The organism is Streptomyces sparsogenes, assembly GCF_001704635.1.
Taxonomy (GTDB): domain Bacteria; phylum Actinomycetota; class Actinomycetes; order Streptomycetales; family Streptomycetaceae; genus Streptomyces; species Streptomyces sparsogenes.
In genome coordinates this window covers 30,652-48,526 of sequence record NZ_MAXF01000023.1, presented here as the reverse complement: position 1 = coordinate 48,526, position 17,875 = coordinate 30,652, and the positions used below count along the sequence as shown (strand labels likewise).

Annotated in this window: 20 protein-coding genes; 9 read left to right on the top strand and 11 right to left on the bottom strand. The window is 69.2% G+C overall.

Annotation, left to right across the window (positions count from 1 at the left end; all coding sequences use genetic code 11):
• The first annotated feature begins 10 nt into the window (after positions 1–10).
• From BBH68_RS04465 to BBH68_RS04455, 3 genes are all read left to right on the top strand, one after another.
• Positions 11–1,006: a phage baseplate protein gene (locus BBH68_RS04465; RefSeq protein ID WP_065958941.1), complete on the top strand. Its 996-nt coding sequence runs from the start codon at positions 11–13 to the stop codon at positions 1,004–1,006.
• A gap of 101 nt (positions 1,007–1,107) precedes the next feature.
• Positions 1,108–1,356, top strand: a complete 249-nt coding sequence (locus tag BBH68_RS04460) for a hypothetical protein (RefSeq protein ID WP_065958940.1) — start codon at positions 1,108–1,110, stop codon at positions 1,354–1,356.
• A 21-nt stretch (positions 1,357–1,377) separates the two neighbouring features.
• Entirely contained in the window at positions 1,378–1,812 is a 435-nt protein-coding gene (locus BBH68_RS04455) for a hypothetical protein (RefSeq protein WP_245737884.1), read from the top strand.
• A gap of 44 nt (positions 1,813–1,856) precedes the next feature.
• On the opposite strand, the gene BBH68_RS04450 is transcribed toward BBH68_RS04455, so the two are convergent.
• The gene (locus tag BBH68_RS04450; protein ID WP_065958938.1) at positions 1,857–2,363 is read right to left on the bottom strand and encodes a DinB family protein; all 507 of its coding nucleotides are present in this window, start codon (positions 2,361–2,363) and stop codon (positions 1,857–1,859) included.
• A gap of 355 nt (positions 2,364–2,718) precedes the next feature.
• Between BBH68_RS04450 and arfA the strand changes: the two genes are divergently transcribed.
• The 4 genes from arfA to BBH68_RS04430 all read left to right on the top strand — a co-directional run bounded on the left by arfA (position 2,719) and on the right by BBH68_RS04430 (position 7,380).
• On the top strand, positions 2,719–4,266 hold the full coding sequence (gene arfA / locus BBH68_RS04445) for an arabinosylfuranosidase ArfA (protein WP_065958937.1): 1,548 nt from the start codon (positions 2,719–2,721) through the stop codon (positions 4,264–4,266).
• 162 nt (positions 4,267–4,428) lie between these two features.
• Complete coding sequence (locus BBH68_RS04440) at positions 4,429–5,052, top strand: Uma2 family endonuclease (protein WP_076970997.1); 624 nt, start codon at positions 4,429–4,431, stop codon at positions 5,050–5,052.
• Between the two features lie 338 nt (positions 5,053–5,390).
• On the top strand, positions 5,391–6,395 hold the full coding sequence (locus BBH68_RS04435) for a pectate lyase family protein (protein WP_065958935.1): 1,005 nt from the start codon (positions 5,391–5,393) through the stop codon (positions 6,393–6,395).
• A 154-nt stretch (positions 6,396–6,549) separates the two neighbouring features.
• Positions 6,550–7,380: an EI24 domain-containing protein gene (locus BBH68_RS04430; protein WP_065958934.1), complete on the top strand. Its 831-nt coding sequence runs from the start codon at positions 6,550–6,552 to the stop codon at positions 7,378–7,380.
• A 3-nt stretch (positions 7,381–7,383) separates the two neighbouring features.
• Here the strand turns inward: BBH68_RS04430 and BBH68_RS04425 are convergent, their stop codons facing one another.
• From BBH68_RS04425 to BBH68_RS41770, 3 genes are read right to left on the bottom strand one after another with little or no spacing between them, the layout of a single operon-like run.
• Positions 7,384–7,674 carry a hypothetical protein gene (locus BBH68_RS04425; protein ID WP_065958933.1) on the bottom strand — a complete coding sequence of 97 codons (291 nt, stop codon included), beginning with the start codon at positions 7,672–7,674 and terminating at the stop codon, positions 7,384–7,386.
• A 6-nt stretch (positions 7,675–7,680) separates the two neighbouring features.
• Positions 7,681–7,935, bottom strand: a complete 255-nt coding sequence (locus BBH68_RS04420) for a hypothetical protein (protein ID WP_065958932.1) — start codon at positions 7,933–7,935, stop codon at positions 7,681–7,683.
• Positions 7,932–8,084 (bottom strand): hypothetical protein, encoded by a 153-nt coding sequence (locus tag BBH68_RS41770; RefSeq protein ID WP_170066531.1) that lies wholly within the window; start codon positions 8,082–8,084, stop codon positions 7,932–7,934. Before BBH68_RS41770 ends, BBH68_RS04420 begins: the two co-directional genes overlap by 4 nt.
• Before the next feature lie 93 nt (positions 8,085–8,177).
• Here BBH68_RS41770 and BBH68_RS04415 point away from each other — a divergent pair, with 93 nt between their 5' ends.
• Positions 8,178–9,017, top strand: a complete 840-nt coding sequence (locus BBH68_RS04415) for a helix-turn-helix domain-containing protein (protein WP_065958975.1) — start codon at positions 8,178–8,180, stop codon at positions 9,015–9,017.
• Positions 9,014–9,223 carry a DUF397 domain-containing protein gene (locus BBH68_RS04410; protein ID WP_065958931.1) on the top strand — a complete coding sequence of 70 codons (210 nt, stop codon included), beginning with the start codon at positions 9,014–9,016 and terminating at the stop codon, positions 9,221–9,223. Before BBH68_RS04415 ends, BBH68_RS04410 begins: the two co-directional genes overlap by 4 nt.
• 77 nt (positions 9,224–9,300) lie before the next feature.
• Here BBH68_RS04410 and BBH68_RS04405 read toward each other — a convergent pair whose 3' ends face one another.
• The 7 genes from BBH68_RS04405 to BBH68_RS04375 all read right to left on the bottom strand — a co-directional run bounded on the left by BBH68_RS04405 (position 9,301) and on the right by BBH68_RS04375 (position 17,833).
• Positions 9,301–10,461: an aldose epimerase family protein gene (locus BBH68_RS04405; RefSeq protein ID WP_076970999.1), complete on the bottom strand. Its 1,161-nt coding sequence runs from the start codon at positions 10,459–10,461 to the stop codon at positions 9,301–9,303.
• Positions 10,462–10,503: 42 nt separating this feature from the next.
• Positions 10,504–11,736 (bottom strand): multiple monosaccharide ABC transporter permease, encoded by a 1,233-nt coding sequence (gene mmsB, locus BBH68_RS04400; protein WP_065958929.1) that lies wholly within the window; start codon positions 11,734–11,736, stop codon positions 10,504–10,506.
• Positions 11,733–13,295 (bottom strand): multiple monosaccharide ABC transporter ATP-binding protein, encoded by a 1,563-nt coding sequence (gene mmsA, locus BBH68_RS04395; RefSeq protein ID WP_065958973.1) that lies wholly within the window; start codon positions 13,293–13,295, stop codon positions 11,733–11,735. The genes mmsB and mmsA overlap by 4 nt, the downstream gene beginning before the upstream one ends.
• A 17-nt stretch (positions 13,296–13,312) precedes the next feature.
• Positions 13,313–14,419, bottom strand: a complete 1,107-nt coding sequence (chvE, locus tag BBH68_RS04390) for a multiple monosaccharide ABC transporter substrate-binding protein (RefSeq protein ID WP_065958972.1) — start codon at positions 14,417–14,419, stop codon at positions 13,313–13,315.
• 36 nt (positions 14,420–14,455) lie between these two features.
• Positions 14,456–15,454: a hypothetical protein gene (locus BBH68_RS04385; RefSeq protein ID WP_065958928.1), complete on the bottom strand. Its 999-nt coding sequence runs from the start codon at positions 15,452–15,454 to the stop codon at positions 14,456–14,458.
• 157 nt (positions 15,455–15,611) lie between these two features.
• On the bottom strand, positions 15,612–16,637 hold the full coding sequence (locus tag BBH68_RS04380; RefSeq protein ID WP_065958971.1) for a zinc-dependent alcohol dehydrogenase: 1,026 nt from the start codon (positions 16,635–16,637) through the stop codon (positions 15,612–15,614).
• A gap of 32 nt (positions 16,638–16,669) precedes the next feature.
• Positions 16,670–17,833: a mandelate racemase/muconate lactonizing enzyme family protein gene (locus BBH68_RS04375; protein WP_065958927.1), complete on the bottom strand. Its 1,164-nt coding sequence runs from the start codon at positions 17,831–17,833 to the stop codon at positions 16,670–16,672.
• Positions 17,834–17,875: the final 42 nt, after the last annotated feature.

Genomic DNA, 17,875 nt, shown 5'->3' with positions numbered 1-17,875 from the left:
AGCGGAGATCATGACGCGAGACCGCACCTGGAACCGGCGCCGGCTGCTGAAACTCGGCGGAGGAGCCGCGGCGGGAGCCGCGCTCGGACCGGTGGCCGGGGCGGCCGCCGCGACCGCCCGCGCCGGCGAGGCCGCCCCCGCGGCTGTGCCGGCGTCCAAGCGCTTCGACCTGACCCAGCCCTCGTACGACCTGTTCCGCCACGCGCGCCTGCGCAACGCGAGGGTCCAGCAGTCCTTCACCTTCGACAACGTCAACCGGCGCCTCTTCGTGGCCCAGCTCAAGGACGGCTCCCCGGACGACAGCGGCGACCTGTGCATCACCCAGCTGGACTTCTCCGGCAATCAGCTCGGCTATATGTATCTGCTGGGCTTCGGCCACGGCGTGTCCATCGGCGCGCAGGCCGTGGGGTCCGACACCTATCTGTGGACCGAGGTGGACGTCAACAGCGGCGCCCGCGGCAGACGGCTGGCCCGCTTCCGCTGGACCAGCGGGGCCACCCTCTCCCACACCTCCTCCGCCCTGACCAAGCACTCGCCCGTCTCCGACGCGACGGAGACCACCTGCGCGATCGACCCGGTGAACAACCGGATGGCCATCCGCTATCTGAACACCGCGGGCAGCAGGCGGTACGCGATCTTCAACGTGAACGAGGTCGCGGCCGGCGACTACACCAACCGGCTCGCGGACTTCGCCCAGCCCAGCGACCCCGCCGTCTTCCAGGGCTACGCGCTCTACGGCTCCTACGTCTACCAGCTGACCGGAACCGCCTACGGCGACACCAACCCGTCCCCCGGCAACGCCTACACCTCCAGCGTCAACGTGAACACCGGCGCCCTGACCCAGCGGGCCTTCACCGGTGCGGGCTCGACGCTGACGTACCGGGAGCCGGAGGGCATGGCGGTGTACCGGACGGCCGCGGGGGAGGTCCGGCTCTTCCTCGGCTTCGCCTCCGGCGAGGCGGGCGACCGCCGCAGCAACCTCTTCTACAAGAACGTGCTCGTCTGAGCGGCGGTCCATGGGCGGCGGTCCATGGCGGCGTAGCTTCGGCCCCTCGGGGTACCTGAGGGGTCCGTCCGCCGACCGTTCGCCGACGAAGGGAACCGTCCGTGACTGACCGACGACTGGAAGCGCCCGGAGATCACACCCACGCCATACCCAGGGACATGCCCGACCAGCAGGTGCACGAGGGCCCCGACCCCCTGGACGTGGACCGCTCCGGCTCCACCTACGAAGGCCCGGACGACCGCGACGACGACGTGCCCGACCTGGACGAGTCCGGCACCGGGCGGCGGGGCAGCCCCCAGCCCGGGGGTACGCGCCCGGACCATCCGATTCCGGACGAACCATCCGGGTGAAAGCGCGCGAAAGCTGCGAACATGAAAGACAAGGACTATCGCTCAGCAGCGAAGAAGGTGTCCACCATGGCCAATGTGGAAGGGCATGCCGAGCACGTTCTGGTGACCCTCAGCGGAATCTCGCGGGACGACGCCGACACGGTCTTCAATGTGCTGCACGGGTGCTACCGCTCCGACGACGCGTACGCCGGCCTGCCGCAGCACCCGCTCGAGGAACACCCGGTGGTGTGGACCTCGACCTTCGAGGTGACCCCGACCCGTACGGAGCCCGAGCCCACCGCCCTGACCGCACCCATCACGGCCGACCTCCAGGGCTGCCCGTGCCAGGTCGAGCAGATCCGTGAGGTCCTGGCGCGCGCCTTCGTGATCGAGGACCGGGGCAAGGTCCCGGGCGACCAGGAGCGCGAGGTCGAACTCCGGCTGGTGCCCCGCGAAGCGGGCCTGGAGCACGGCTGAAGGACCCGGGGACGGGGCTCCTCGTCCGGAGGAGCCCCGCCGCGTCAGGCCCCGACGGTCCCGTCGATGCCCTCGCGGAGCAGGTCGGCGTGGCCGTTGTGCCGCCCGTATTCGAGGATCACGTGCTGCATCACCGTGCGCAGCGACACGTCCGTGCCCCATCGCGCGGCGTGCGCCGTCACATCGAGCGACTCCGCCTCCGCCTCGATCCGCCGCGCGTGTGCCATCTCCGCCTCCCAGGCCGCGAACGCCTCCGCCCGCGTGGCCTCCCGCGCGTCGTAGGCCGCCTGGAAGTCGAACGAGTCGGACCACACCAGCGGGATGTCCTCGCCGCCCATCACCCGGCGGAACCAGTTGCGCTCCACCTCGGCCATGTGCCGGACCAGCCCCAGCAGCGAGAGCGTCGAGGGCGGCATCGACTGCCGCCGCAGGTCTTCGTCGGAGAGCCCGTCGCACTTCATCGCGAGCGTCGCCCGGTGGAACTCGAGGAAGCCGCGCAGCGTCTCGCGCTCGTCCGCGATCATGGCTATGCGGGGGCGTTCGGTGGTCACGGGCGGGTCCCTTTCCGTACGGCCTGACAGTCGGGATCAGGGCCGGTCGCCGCGTCGAGCGCTCCCTGGCCGAGCCCAGTGAACCACGGGGTGAGGGGTCTTGGGGCGGGCCGTCATGGCGGTGCCCAGCCTGCCGCCGAAGTCGTAGGGGCCCTTGGTGGCCAGGCCGTGGATCATCTCACCGCCGAAGAGCCGGTGCCCCAAGGCGGCGCCGGCCGGGCGGCATGCCTGAGGTTGCGGTGCGCGAGGCGTTGACGGGCGGGGGAGGAGATCTTACCGTCTCGTTCGAAGTCGCGATCGACATCCGAAATCTCGGACACTTTGCCGCGCGCCAGCGCAGGAGAGAGACGCCGCAATGCAGCCGACGCCCGCCAGCACCACCCCCGCCGACACCCCTGCTCCCGCCCGTCCGGCCCGCTTCGCCATCGACCCCGCCTTCGCCGTGGGGGACGTCGACCCGCGCGTGTTCGGCTCGTTCGTCGAGCACCTCGGCCGCTGCGTCTACACCGGCGTTTACGAACCCGGTCATCCCAGCGCCGACGAGGCCGGTCTGCGCACCGACGTCCTGGAGCTGATCCGCGAGCTCGGCGTCACCGTCATCCGCTACCCCGGCGGCAACTTCGTCTCCGGCTACAAGTGGGAGGACGGCGTCGGGCCCGTCGAGGAGCGCCCGCGCCGCCTGGACCTGGCCTGGCGGTCGACCGAGACCAACCGGTTCGGGCTCGGTGAATACATCGACTTCCTCCGCAAGGTCGGCGGCGAGCCGATGATGGCGCTCAACCTCGGCACGCGCGGGGTGGCCGAGGCGCTGGAACTCCAGGAGTACGCCAACCACCCCTCCGGCACCGCCCTGTCCGACCTGCGCGTGGCGCACGGCGACAAGGACCCGTACGGCATCCGGCTGTGGTGCCTGGGCAACGAGATGGACGGGCCCTGGCAGACCGGCCACAAGACGGCCGAGGAGTACGGGCGGCTGGCCGCCGAGGCCGCCCGCGCGATGCGGCAGATCGACCCGGACGTGGAGCTGGTGGCCTGCGGCAGCTCCTCGCAGGCCATGCCGACCTTCGCGGAGTGGGAGGCCACCGTCCTGCGGGAGACCTACGACCTGGTCGACTACATCTCCCTGCACGCCTACTACGAAGAGCTCGACGGCGACCGCGACTCCTTCCTCGCCTCGGCCGTCGACATGGAGTCCTTCATCGAGAACGTGGTCGCCACCTGCGACCACGTGGGCGCCCGGCTGAAGTCCAAGAAGAAGATCAACCTCTCCTTCGACGAGTGGAACGTCTGGTACCTGACCCGCTTCCAGGACGCCGAGCCGCCCAACTGGGAGGAGGCCCCCCGGCTCCTGGAGGACAACTACTCCGTCACCGACGCCGTCGTCTTCGGCTCGCTGCTCATCGCGCTGCTGCGCCACGCAGACCGGGTCACCGTCGCCTGCCTCGCCCAACTCGTCAACGTCATCGCGCCGATCATGACCGAGCCGGGCGGCCCGGCCTGGAAGCAGACCACCTTCTTCCCGTTCGCCCAGGCCTCCCGGCACGGGCGCGGACGGGTCCTCCAGGTCAACGTGGACAGCCCGACGTACGAGACGGCCAAGTACGGCGAGGTGCCGCTGCTGCACGCCACCGCCGTCGCGGACAAGGAGACCGGCGAGGTCACCGTCTTCGCCGTCAACCGCGCCCAGACGGCCGCGCTGCCGCTGGAGGTGGACCTGCGCGGCCTGTCCGTGGCCGGCGTCGTCGAGCACAGCGTCCTCGCCGACGCCGACCCCGAGGCCCGCAACACCCTGGCCGAGCCCGAGCGCGTCACCCCGCACGCCGCGACCGGCACGGAACTGGACGGCGGGCTGCTGCGGGCCACGCTGGAGCCGATGTCCTGGAACGTCATCCGGCTGGGGTGAGAGTGGAAGCTGAGCCTGCTGGCGGTGATCGGCACGCAGGGGATGTCGGAGCCCGGTGGCGGGACATTCACCGGATTGGGTGATTCGGTGGGGGAATGTCAGTCCGGACAACTACGCTGAGTGGCAGGATCAGCCCTCGGCAGGAGGTATGCGGTGATCATCATGATCGATCGCCCCACGGAGACGAGGAAGGCATCGAGCGGGGGAGAGGCATCGAAGGCGGGGTCCTTCGAGGAGCTGTGCCGGCTGCTGCCCGAGTTGCAGGTGCCCGATGGCTACAGGGCGGAGATCATCAGGGGGAGCATCGTCGTATCGCCGTGGTCTCAGGGGTACTACGCGCCGATCATCTGGGCGATCTGCGAGCATCTGCAGCCCTTCGCCCCGGAGGGGCACAAGGCCGCGAGCACTCCGTACCTCTTCACCTTCCCCGCATCAGAGCGTGCCTATGGGCCGGACATCTACGTAGCCGATGGCTCGGCCTTCCGAACGAGGTCGCGCTATATCCCGGGGGACGCACTCTCGCTCGTCGCCGAACTCACGTCCATCGCGACACGCGCCAACGACATGAGCGACAAGGCAGAGGTCTACGGCAAGAGCGGAGTGCCCGTGTACTTGCTGCTCGACATGCAGAACGAGACGACGACCGTCTTCTGGACGCCGTCCCCGAGGGGCTACGTCTCCCACCTCACCGTTCCGTTCGGTGAGAAGGTGCACGTCCCCGCGCCGTTCGACTGCGATCTCGATACGGCGTCCTTCCTGACCTCTGGCGAAGAGGACGAAACCTGAGACGTGTGCCTGACCCCGCCGGGGCCAGGCACACACCTCCGGCGGCGCCGCCGCGTCGTTGGCGCACTCCCTCATGGAACGCTCGGGGGGGAAGCACACGCCGCCAGGGCGTTGACATCACTACAAGCGCTTACTAGCTTCATGGGTGGTAGCTGCCCTCTGCCGGCGCGGACTGACCACCCGCTCGTCGGCGGAGTCGAACGCACAGAGAACACGTCAGAGCCGCAACTTTGGCGATCTCCACCCGGCCCCTAGCGACCAGCGTGCTTGCCGCTGTTCAGCAAGCGCTTGCCTCCCCTCCCGCGTGGAGATCTTCTCGGAATGAGAGGACTCCCCCCATGACCGACCAGCGCACCACCCTCCACCGGCGCCGCCTGACCGCCCTCGCGGCGGGCGTCGTGGCCGCGCTCACCCTGGGCACCGTCTCGGCCGTCTCCGCCCACGGCGCGCCGTCCGGCGGCGCCGCCGTCACGGCCGAGAGCTCGCCGATCGGCTACGGCGCGGGCACCACCGGCGGCGGCAACGCCACCGCCACCACCGTCACCACCCTGGCCGCCTTCAAGACCGCCGTCGCGAGCAACAGCGCGAAGGTGGTCAAGGTGTCCGGCCTCATCTCGCTGTCCGGGCAGGTGGACATCGGCTCCAACACCACCGTCCTGGGCGTGGGCTCCGGATCCGGCTTCACCGGCGGTGGGCTGCGGCTGAAGGAGAAGACCAACGTCGTCATCCGCAACCTGAACATCAGCAAGCCCGTCGCTCCCGCGGACGGGATCACCGTCCAGAAGTCCACCAAGGTGTGGATCGACCACAACACCTTCTCGGCCGACCGCGACCACGACAAGGACTACTACGACGGCTTGCTGGACATCACCCACGCGTCCGACAGCGTCACGGTGTCCTGGAACAAGTTCGCCAACCACTTCAAGGGCAGCCTGGTCGGACACAGCGACAACAACGCCAGTGAGGACACCGGCCATCTGAAGGTGACGTACCACCACAACTGGTTCAGCAATGTCTACTCGCGGATCCCGAGCCTGCGGTTCGGCACCGGGCACTTCTACGACAACTACGTGCAGGGCGCGGAAACGGCCGTGCACCCCAGGATGGGCGCGCAGATGCTCGTCGAGAACAACGTGTTCCGTGACACGAAGGTCGCGGTGACCACCAACCGCGACAGCGACGTGGACGGATACGCGGTGCTGCGGGGCAACGACCTCGGCGGCGCGGCCACCGAGATCTCCCAGGTCGGCAGCTTCACCAACCCGCCGTACGCGTACACCGCCGAGCCCGCGTCCTCGGTCGTCTCGACGGTGACGGGCCAGGCGGGGGCAGGAAAGATCTGAGCACCACCTGACCTGCGCGCTCAAGCACCCCACACCCGACCGCACCGCCCCACCGGAGCCGAATCCGGTGGGGCGGTGCCCTCCGCGAACCCCGGGAGGGGACCCACATGAGACGTGCCGGACTCGCCGGCGCGCCCCAGTAAGCTACGGCCCCATGCGTGATCTTGCGGCCGGGTTCGGCTATCTGGTGAAGGGGCAGCGCTGGGTCGCCCGGCACGGACGGTGGTGGGGGTTCGGGATGATTCCCGCGCTCATCACCCTCGTCGGGTACGCGGCGGCGCTCGTCGCGCTGTTCTTCTGGACCGACGACCTCATCGGGTGGGCCACCCCCTTCGCCGACGGCTGGCCCTCGCCGTGGGTCGACGTCTTCCGCGGCGCGCTCGCCGTCCTCTTCGTCGGTGTGTGCCTCTTCCTCGCCATCCTCACCTTCACCGCGGTCACGCTGCTGGTCGGCCAGCCCTTCTACGAATCCCTCTCCGAGCAGGTCGACATCTCCGAGTCCGGCACCGCGCCCGAGTCCGGGCTGTCGCTGTGGCGCGAGCTGTGGATCGGCCTGCGGGAGGCCATCGCGCTGGTGATACGGGCGGCGATCTGGGGCGCGCTGTTTTTCGCGCTGGGCTTCGTACCGGTGGTCGGCCAGACGGTGATCCCGGTGCTCGCCTTCTGCGTCACGGGCTTCTTCCTCACCGAAGAACTGACGTCGATCGCGCTGCTGCGGCGCGGGGTGCTCCTCAAGGAGCGGCGCCGGCTGCTCAAGGGCCGCCGGATGTTCACCCTCGGCTTTGGCGTCCCGCTGGCGCTGGCCTTCCTGCTGCCGTTGGTGGCGGTGTTCCTGATGCCGGGGGCGGTGGCGGGCGCCACGCTGTTCGTGCGGGACCTGATGGGGGAGGAGGCCCGGGAGGACGACGACGAGGACGGGACCGCGGACGACGACCGTTCGCAGCCGGGCTACCCCGCGGCGCCCTATTCCGGGGCGCAGTCGTAGCGGCTACGGGGTGAAGCGAACCGTCACGGTCGCCCAGCCGTCCGGACTCGCGTACCGCCATTCGCCGACTTCATCAGCCGACAGCATCGCCTCGGAGTACAGGACTGCGACGAGGAGTTTCCAGGGCTCGCCCCGCTCGGCGGTTTCCTCGTGGGCCAGGTCCCGTAGGGATGTGGAGGCCGCTTTGAAGATGGCGGAGCGGATCTCGAAATACCGTGTGCGGTCGGCTCTTCCTGTGGTGACGCCGGATGCGCTCATGAACGTCCATTCGGCGTGCCAGGGGCCGTCTGCCATGGGGGCTCACTCCGGCGAGTCGCTGCCTCGTTGGCGCTGGGCGTGAAGCTTGGCGATGGCGCGTAGCTGGCGCTGCTCGTACGCGGTGGCCGGTCGCACCGAGGCGCAGTGCGATCGCCATTCGAGGCCGGTGGGGCGGGTGAGGCAGACCATCGGGCCGTCGAAGTCGGCGATGGTCGCGGGCATGTCGTAGTGCCGGTCATAGACCACCATGCCGACCGCGAGGCTGGGCAGGACCTTGGTCCAGTGAGCGCGGGTCACTTCGCTCCCCGCGCCAGATGCTGAGCGATCTGTTCGCCCAGTGCCACCGACTGCTGCCGCAGTTCCTCCAGGGTCGGCCGGTCGTCGTTGCCCTGCGGCCCCTGTTGTTCGTCGACCTGTCCTGGCGGATTTGTGGTTTCGCCTGCCACCGATCACTCCTCTCCGTAGTGTTTCCACTACTGGGAGCGCCCAGCGTGGTCTACAGGCGGGGTGTCTTCAACGTTCCAGGCACGGAGGACACATTGGTAAACCTGAAGGAGTTGAACCCGGACGCCTCCCCCCAAGCGGCCTACGGTGCGCGTTTACGCAGCAAGCGGGAAGCGCGCGACTGGACTCAGGACCAGTTGGGTGAGCGGATGGGCTACTCAGGGAGGCATGTTTCGGCGGTCGAAACAGGCTGCAAACCGCCAACGCGCCGGTTCTCGCGGTGTGCGGACACGGCCCTCGGGCTCACCGGGACCTCGGACTCGTTCGAGCGCGCCTGGGGGGAGCTACGGAACGGCAGTCTGCTGGAGGGCTTCCCGGAGTACGTCGGGTACGAGGCCCAGGCAGTGGAGATCCGGGTGTTTGAGGTTGGGATCATTCCCGGCTTGCTTCAGACACCCGCGTACGCAAGGGCGCTGGCAGATGGTGATGTACGCCGGGGCACCATCACGCCCGAACAAGCAGATGAACGAGTCGCGGTTCTGGCGGAGCGGCAGGCGGCAGTCGTACGGTCCCGGCCGCCCACGATGCTCGTGGTGATGGACGAGAGTTGCATCCGACGTCCAGTCGGCGGCGCCGAGGTCATGAACGAGCAGCTCCAACACCTCGTGGAGGTCGCTGCGTTGCCGAACACCCATCTTCAGGTTGCTCCATACGGCATAGGCGAGCGACGACCGTTCAACTTGCCCGTCTACCTGCTGACGATGTCGGATTGGTCCATGATGGCGTATGCGGAGTCACAGGCCCGGGGATACCTGGACCGCGAATCCACCTACGTTCAGGCCACGTTGTCGGCCTACCATCAGTTGCAGGCCGAAGCCCTGTCGCAAACAGAATCCGTGGCCATGATCGAGCAGGTACGAAAGGGCACCCCGTGACGACCGATTCCCCCCGCTGGTTCAAGTCCTCCTACAGCTCCAACGGCGGCGCCTGCGTCGAGGTCGCCGCCAACCTCGTCGCCTCGCGCGGCATAGTCCCCGTCCGTGACAGCAAGGAGCCGCACGGCCCGGCGCTCGTCTTCGAGTCGTCCGCCTGGTCGTCGTTCGTCGCCGCCGTCAAGGGCGGGGAGTTCCCCGCCGCCTGACCACGATCCAACGCGAACTCCCTCCCGCCCCGCGCTGCGAAGCCGTCGCGCGGGGTGGGAGGGAGCGAAAGACGTGCTCAGCGCGTCGAGAACGAGTGCACCGTCGTCGACCGGTAGGTCTGCCCCGGCCGCAGCACCGTGGACGGGAAGCCGGGCTGGTTCGGGGAGTCGGGGAAGTGCTGGGTCTCCAGGCAGAAGCCGTCGCCCTGCCGGTAGACCTTCCCCGAGGTGCCCGCCAGCGTTCCCACCAGGAAGTTGCCGGAGTAGAACTGCACACCCGGCTCCGTCGTGGCGATCCGCATCACTCGTCCGGACTCCGGGTCGCCGACCGTCGCGATGTGCTCGGGACGGCTCGTGATGCCCTTGTCGAGGACGAAGTTGTGGTCGAACCCCTGCCCGTAGAGCACCTGCTGGTGCGCCTCGCGGATGTCCCGGCCGATGGCCTTCGGACGGCGGAAGTCGAAGGGGGTGCCGGCCACCTTGGCAAGCTCGCCGGTCGGGATGAGGGTCTTGTTGACGGGGGTGTAGCGGGAGGCGGCGATCTCCAGCCGGTGGTCGTAGACGGAGCCGGTGCCCTCCCCTCCCAGGTTGTAGTAGGTGTGGTTGGTGAGGTTGACGACGGTGGCCTTGTCGGTCGTGGCCTCGTAGTCGATGCGGAAGTCGCCCGTCGGGGTGAGGGTGTAGTCGACGCGCACGGTGAGCTTGCCGGGGTAGCCCATCTCGCCGTCGGGGCTGACCCGGCGCAGGGTGAGGCCGACGTTGCCGGCGCGCTCGAAGGGCTCGACTGACCAGACCCGCTTGTCGAAGCCCTTGTCGCCGCCGTGGAGGCTGTTGGGGCCGTCGTTGACGGGGAGTTGGTAGGCGTGGCCGTCGAGGGTGAACCTGCCGTTCGCGATGCGGTTGCCGTAGCGGCCGATCAGGGCGCCGAAGTACGGGCTGCCGGCGACGTACGAGTCGAGGTCGGCGAAGCCCAGGGAGACGTTGGCGAGGTGGCCGTGGCGGTCGGGGATCTCCAGGGACTGGACGATGCCGCCGTAGCTGAGGACGGACAGCCGGGTGCGGCCGTTCCGAATCGTCCAGCGGTCGACCTTGGTGCCGTCGGCCAGCGTTCCGAAGTGTTCCTTCACCGCGCGTCCGCCGTCCTTCGCGTAAGCCGTGCCCGTGCCGGTGGCGACGGCCGTGGCCGCCAGTCCGGCGGCCGCTGCCGCCGTCATCAGTGTGCGTCTGCTCGTGGTCATGTGCGGCTCCATCGGTTCCATCGGGGGTGGTGGGAGACGGACTTACGAACCGACCCTGCGCTTGTTCCAGATGTCGAAGCCCACCGCCGCCAGCAGCACCAGGCCCTTGATCACCTGCTGGTACTCGGTGCCGATGCCCACCAGGGACATGCCGTTGTTGAGCACGCCGAGCACCAGACCACCGATGATCGCGCCGAGCACGGTGCCGACGCCGCCGCTGGCCGAGGCGCCGCCGATGAAGGCGGCGGCGATGGCCTCCAGCTCGAAGTTGAGGCCCGCGCTGGGGGTGGCGGAGCCCAGTCGGGCGGTGAAGACGAGGCCGGCGAGCGCGGCCAGCAGGCCCATGTTGACGAACACCATGAAGGTGACGCGCTTGTCGCGGACACCCGACAGCTTGGCCGCCGGCTGGTTGCCGCCGAGGGCGTACACATGCCGTCCGACCACGGTGTTGCGCATCACGAAGCTGAAGATCACCAGGAGGCCCGCGAGGATCAGCAGGCCCACCGGTGCGCCGTGCCAACTGGCGAGGGTCATGGCGAAGGCCATCACCGCGGCCACGATCGCGGCGCACTTGGCGTAGAACAGGCTGAGCGGCATCACGTCCAGCTCGTACGCCGCACGCTGCTGCCGGCCGCGCCACTCCTGCCAGACGGCCGCCGCGCACACCGCGAGGCCGATGACCATGGTGGGGTTGTGGTACTGCGTGTACGGGCCCATCTCCGGGATGAAGCCGATGCTCATCTTCCGGAAGCCCTCCGGGAAGGGCGACAGGGACTGCCCGTCCAGCAGGATCTGGGTGCCGCCGCGGAACACCAGCATCCCGGCCAGGGTGACGATGAACGACGGGATCCCGACGTAGGCGATCCAGAAGCCCTGCCACGCCCCGGCCACCGCGCCGACCAGCAGACAGAGGACGACCGCGAGTGGCCACGGCACATCGTGGTTGACCATCAGCACGCCCGCGAAGGCGCCGACGAACGCGACCAGCGATCCGACCGACAGATCGATATGACCGGCGATGATCACGATCATCATGCCGATCGCGAGGATCAGGATGTAGCCGTTCTGCTGCACCAGGTTGGTGACGTTGAGCGGCCGCAGCAGGATGTCGTCGGACCATATCTGGAAGATGACGATGATCAGCGCGAGCGCCACCAGCATCCCGTACTGGCGCACATTGCCCCGCAGGCTCTGCACCAGCAGCGTCCCGATGCCCGGGGCGCCGTCGGCCGGTGGTGGTGCCGGGTTCTTGGTGTCCTGGGTCGCCGTGCTCATCGTTCGTCTCCTCTGTCCCTGGTCATGTGGCGCATCAGAACCTCCTGAGTCGCCTCGGCCCGCGGGACCTCCCCGGTCAGCCGCCCAGCCGCCATCGTGTAGATCCGGTCGCACATCCCCAGCAACTCGCCCAGCTCCGAGGAGATGAAGACGACGGCCTTGCCCTGGGCCGCCAGTTCGTTGATGACCGTGTAGATCTCGTACTTGGCCCCGACGTCGATGCCACGGGTGGGCTCGTCGAGGATCAGCACCTCGGGACCCACATGGATCCACTTGCTCAGGACGACCTTCTGCTGGTTGCCGCCGCTGAGCTTGCCCACGTGCTCGAAGACCGTGGGGGCCTTGATGTTCATCGTCTTGCGGAACCGCTCGGCCACCCGCGACTCCTCGTGCTCGTTGACCACGCCGCGGCGCGCCACCTTGGCCAGCGAGGAGAGGGTGATGTTGCGGGCGATGGTGTCCTCGAGGTTGAGCCCGTAGTGCTTGCGGTCCTCGGTGACGTAGGCGATGCCGTGCTCGATCGCCTCGGGGACGGTGCGGGTACGGACCTCCTTGCCGTCGCGGTAGACGCGGCCGCCCACGTACCGGCCGTAGGCGCGCCCGAAGACGCTCATCGCCAGCTCCGTGCGGCCCGCGCCCATGAGGCCCGCGATGCCCACGATCTCGCCGCGCCGCACGTTCAGCGACACCCCGTCCACGACGTTGCGCTGCTGGTCGATGGGGTGGCGTACGGTCCAGTCCTCGATGGCCATGGCCACCTCGGAGGCGTCGTCGCCCTCGTACCGGGTGCGCTCGGGGAAGCGGTGGTCGAGGTCCCGGCCGACCATCCCGCGGATGATGCGGTCCTCGGAGACCTGCGGCTGTGACTCCGGCGTCTCGCGGACGACCATGGTCTCGATGGTCTGGCCGTCGCGCAGGATGGTGACGGAGTCGGCGACCCTGCGGATCTCGTTCAGCTTGTGCGAGATGATGATGCAGGAGATGCCCTGGGCCTTGAACTCCAGCAGCAGATCGAGGAGTTTGCCGCTGTCCTCGTCGTTGAGCGCCGCGGTCGGCTCGTCCAGGATCAGCAGCTTCACCTCCTTGGAGAGCGCCTTGGCGATCTCCACGAGCTGCTGCTTGCCGACCCCGATGTCGGCGACCCGCGTCTGCGGTGACTCCGTCAGCCCCACCCGCTTGAGCAGCGCCTTGGCGTGCTTGAGGGTCTCGTTCCAGCTGATCAGGCCGCCCTTGGCGTGTTCGTTGCCCAGGAAGATGTTCTCGGCGATGGACAGGTACGGGATCAGGGCCAGTTCCTGGTGGATGATGACGATGCCGCGCTGCTCGCTGGCCTTGATGTCCTTGAACGCGCACACCTCCCCCTGGAAATGGATCTCCCCGTCGTAGGTGCCATGCGCGTAGACCCCGCTGAGCACCTTCATCAGGGTCGACTTCCCGGCGCCGTTCTCCCCGCAGATGGCGTGGATCTCGCCCTCGCGGACGCGGAGGTTGACGTCGGACAGCGCCTTGACCCCGGGGAAGGTCTTGGTGATGGAGCGCATCTCGAGAATGTGATTCATGTTCCCGGCCTCCATCCCTACTTCAGCTGGCCGGCGGTGTAGTAGCCCTCTTTCACCAGGAGCTGGGTGTTGGACTTGTCGATGCTGACCGGGTTGAGCAGATAGGCCGGCACGACCTTCTTGCCGTTGTTGTACGACTTGGTGTCGTTGACCTGGGGCTTGCCGCCGTCCAGCTTCGCGGTGGCCATCTGGACGGTGGCCTTGGCGAGCTTACGGGTGTCCTTGTAGACGGTCTGGGTCTGCTCGCCGCGGATGATGGACTTGATGGAGGGCAGCTCGGCGTCCTGGCCGGACACGAACGGGTAGGGCTTGGACTTCGTGCCGTAGCCGACGCCCTGGAGCGCGGACAGGATGCCCATGGACATGCCGTCGTACGGCGAGAGCACGGCGTTGACGTCAGCGTTGCTGTACGCCTTGTTGAGCAGGTTCTCCATGCGGTCCTGGGCGGCCTTACCGCTCCACTTCTCCGTGTACAGCTGGTTGAGCTTCGTCTGGCCGCTGCGGACGACGAGCCGCCCGTCGGCGAGGTACGGCTTGAGCACGCTCATCGCGCCGTTGAAGAAGTACCGGGTGTTGTTGTCGTCCGACGAACCGGCGAACAGCTCGATGTTGAACGGGCCCTTCTTGCCCTCGGTCAGTCCGAGCTTTTTGACGAGGTACGAGGCCTGGAGCACGCCGACCTTGAAGTTGTCGAAGGTCGCGTAGTAGTCGACGTACTTCGAACCCAGGATCAGCCGGTCGTAGGAGATCACCGGGATGTTGGCGTCATGGGCGCTCTGGAGCACATCGGTCAGCGCGGTTCCGTCGATGGGCGCGATCACCAACAGCTTGTACTGCTTGGTGATCATGTTCTCGAGCTGCGCCACCTGGGTGCGGACGTCGTCCTCGCCGTACTGGAGGTCCGTCTTGTAGCCCGCCGCCTGGAACTGCTTGACCATGTTCTTGCCGTCGGCGATCCACCGCTCGGAGGTCTTGACCGGCATCGCGATGCCGATCGTGTTGCTGTTGCCGCCTTTGTAGCGGCTGCCGCCGACCGCCTCCTGGCCGCAGGCGGTGGCGGTGAGCGAGAGCGTGAGCAGGGCGGCGAGAGCCGCCAGTGCTCGTACCGCTCTGGCCTTGCGCATGATCATCGGGTCGTCCTTCCCTTGTGCGTCCGTGGCTCAGGATTCTTGGGGCGCGGGCTGTGCCTGGCCCGCGGCGAAGCGCCGCAGCGGGCCGGGCAGCCGGGAGCCCAGCGGGGACATCCCACCGTCCGCGCCCAGCCGGGCGAGCATGTCGAGTACGAGCCGGCCGCGGCGCACCCGCTCACGGGCGCTGTTCAGGGCCAGGTCGCGCAGCTGGGCGCCGTACGGGTAGATGCCGGGGGACTTGCTGAGCCCGAACTTGAGGTAGATGGGGGCGCCGCGGCGGATCAGCTCGGCCGCGTCGTAGATGCGGACGTAGCCGCCGAGGTCGTCGGGGGCCTCCACATAGAAGTCCATCGGGGCGCGGGAGACCCGGCGGATCTCGGTGAGGTGCTCCAGCGTCAGGTCCGAGGGGATGTTGATGGAGTCGGCGCCGAGCTGCTCGTACACCGCGAAGGAGGCCGGGTTGACCGGGCCGACCAGGGCGGACAGCTTGAAGGTGGTGTCGGCCGGCAGGTCGCCGCGCTCGCGCAGCTGGTGCAGCAGCCACAGCACCCCCTCGTCCGCGACCAGCAGGCACGTGACGCCCAGCGCGGTGGCGCGCAGCGCGTCCTCGACACAGCCGGCGACCGCGTCGTGGCCGCGGGCGCGCAGGCCCCCGCCGCCGGAGTCGGTGCGGGTGGCGGCGCCGATGTCCCAGGTGCCGCGCGGGCCGGTGAACAGGCACAGCTCGGCGTTGCGCTCCGCGCAGCTCTCCACCATCTCGGTGATCTCCGCGTCGGTGAGCATCCAGACGCCGCTGCCCTGGCTGATCCGGTGGATCGGCACCTCCAGGCGGCTCGCCTCCTTGAAGACGGTGGCCAGCGCCTCGGGCCCTTCCACGGAGGGGATCTCGGTGCGCCAGGTGCCGCCGTCCGGGAAGGAGTGCGGGGAGGCGTCGGCGGGGTCGGCCTCGGGCCCGGCGTGGCCGAGCGGCGCGAGGGCCGAGGCGGCGGGGCGGCGGGGGCCGGGGGTGGTGGCTGAGGCGGCGGTCACGGTGCTCCCTGTGGAGTGGTGGGTGGTGCTGAGCGGCACCGGCTGAGAACGGTTCGGGTCGTTCGAGATGTTCGGTGTCCGGCATCCCGAACGACATGTGGAAGATTGGGTGCACGCCGGTACGGATCGCGTCAGGGCGGCCCGTACCGGCGCGCGGCTAGGAGGTGCCCCCCGGGCGCAGCAGGACCTTGCCGACCTTCGGGTCGGCGCCGCCGACCAGCTCGATCGCGGCGCCGAAGTCGGCGAGCGGCAGCTCGTGGGTGACCAGCGGCAGCAGGGACAGCAGCCCGGCGTCGAAGACCCGCACCGCGTGCGCCCACGCGGCGGGCGGGGCCCCGAAGACCGTGCGCACCTCGATCTGGCGCACCACCAGGTCGGTGGGGTCCAGGCCGTCCGCGCCCGGCGCCGGGATGCCGGTGAGCACCAGCCGCCCGCCGCGCCGCAGCAGCGCCGCGGACTCCCGGGCCGCGGCGGCGGAGCCGGCGGTCTCGATGACCACGTCGTACGTGCCGGCCGCGCCCTTGGGCAGGGCGTCCCGGGTGTGGAACGAGGTCGCGCCGAAGGACAGCGCCATCCGCTCCCGGTCCCGGCTGACGCCGACCACCAGCAGCTCGGCCGGGGAGACCGCGGCGAGGAACTGCACCGCGATCATGCCGAGGGTGCCGGTGCCGACCACCGCGACCCGCTGCCCCGGCCGGGCGTCCGCCTTGAGCGCGGCGGCGGCGACGCAGGCGGCGGGCTCCAGCAGCGCGGCGGCGGTGAGGTCGGCGTCGTCGGCGAGCGGGTGGAGCAGGCGGGCGGGCAGGGTGAGGGTGGTGGCCATCGCGCCCGGCTGGGTGAAGCCGGTCTCCTCGTAGCCGGCGGCGCACAGCGTGGTGTCCCCGGCGTGGCAGGCGTCGCACACCTGGCAGTTGCGGAACCCCTCGCCGACCACCTTCCGGCCGCCCAGCGAGGCCGGCACCCCGGCCCCGACGGCCTCGACCGTGCCGGACCACTCGTGGCCGGGGGTCACCGGGTAGCGGACGTACCCCTCGGGCCGGTTGCCCTGGTAGATCTCGCGGTCGCTGCCGCAGATCCCGGAGGCGTGCACCCGCACCCGCGCCTCCCCGGGGCCCGGGTCGGCCACGGCGCGGGCCGCCAGCCGGTGGCTGCCCGGCCCGTCGAGTACGAGGGCCTCTTCCATGCCGCTCACCTCCGCTCCGTCGCCGCCGGTGGTCACTTGCGGCCGGTCCCCGAGGGGTCCCGCTTCTCCCAGCCCTCGGCCCACAGGTCGAAGCGGGCCTGCTGCTGGGGGAACTCGGCGGCCGCGTCGGTGTCCAGCTCGACGCCCAGGCCCGGGGCGTCGGAGAGCTCGAAGTAGCCGTCCACGACCTGCGGGGCGCCCTTGACCACCTTCTTGATCTCCGCGTCGGCGAAGTCGTTGAAGTGCTCGAGGATCTTGAAGTTGGGCGAGGTGAAGCCGACCTGGAGGGAGGCGGCGGTGAGCACGGACCCGCCGACGTTGTGCGGCGCGACGAGCATGTAGTGGGTCTCGGCGGTGGCGGCCAGCTTGCGGGTCTCCCAGATGCCGCCGATGTGGCCGACGTCCGGCTGGATGATGTCCACGGCCTGGCTCTCGAAGAGTTCGCGGAACTCGATGCGGTCGTGGATCCGCTCACCGGTGGCGACCGGGAGGTCCACCTTGGCCGCGACCTTCTCCAGCGCCTTCAGGTTCTCCGGCGGCACCGGCTCCTCCAGCCAGGCCGGCTTGAAGGGGGCCAGCTCGTTCGCCAGGCGGACGGCGGTGGCGGGGGAGAAGCGGCCGTGCATCTCCAGCATCAGCTCGGCGTCCGGGCCGATCGCGTCCCGCACGGCCTCGATGAGCGAGACCGCGTACAGGGTCTCCTTGTGGTCCAGCTCGAAGTGGCCGGTGCCGAACGGGTCGATCTTCAGCGCCTTGTAGCCGCGCTCCATGACCCCCTGGGCGGCCTTGTGGTAGGCCTCCGGCGTCCGCTCGGTCGTATACCACCCGTTGGCGTACGCCTTGACCTTGTCGGTCACCTTGCCGCCGAGGAGCTGCCAGACGGGCACGCCCAGCGCCTTGCCCTTGATGTCCCAGCAGGCCATCTCGACGCAGGCGATGCCCGACATCACGATCTCGCCCGCGCGGCCGTAGTCGCCGTACTTCATCCGCCGCACCAGGTCCTCCACGGCGAAGGGGTCCGAGCCGGCGATGTGGTTGGCCTCGGCCTCACGGAGATAGCCGAGCAGCGCGTCGGTGTGCCCGAGCATGCGGGTCTCTCCGACGCCGGTGATGCCCTCGTCGGTGTGCACCTGTACGTAGGTCAGGTTGCGCCAGGGGGTGCCGACGACATGCGTGCTGATTCCGGTGATGCGCAAGGCGGTCTGCCCTTTCGCGATGGTTCGTGTTCCGGGTTGGTA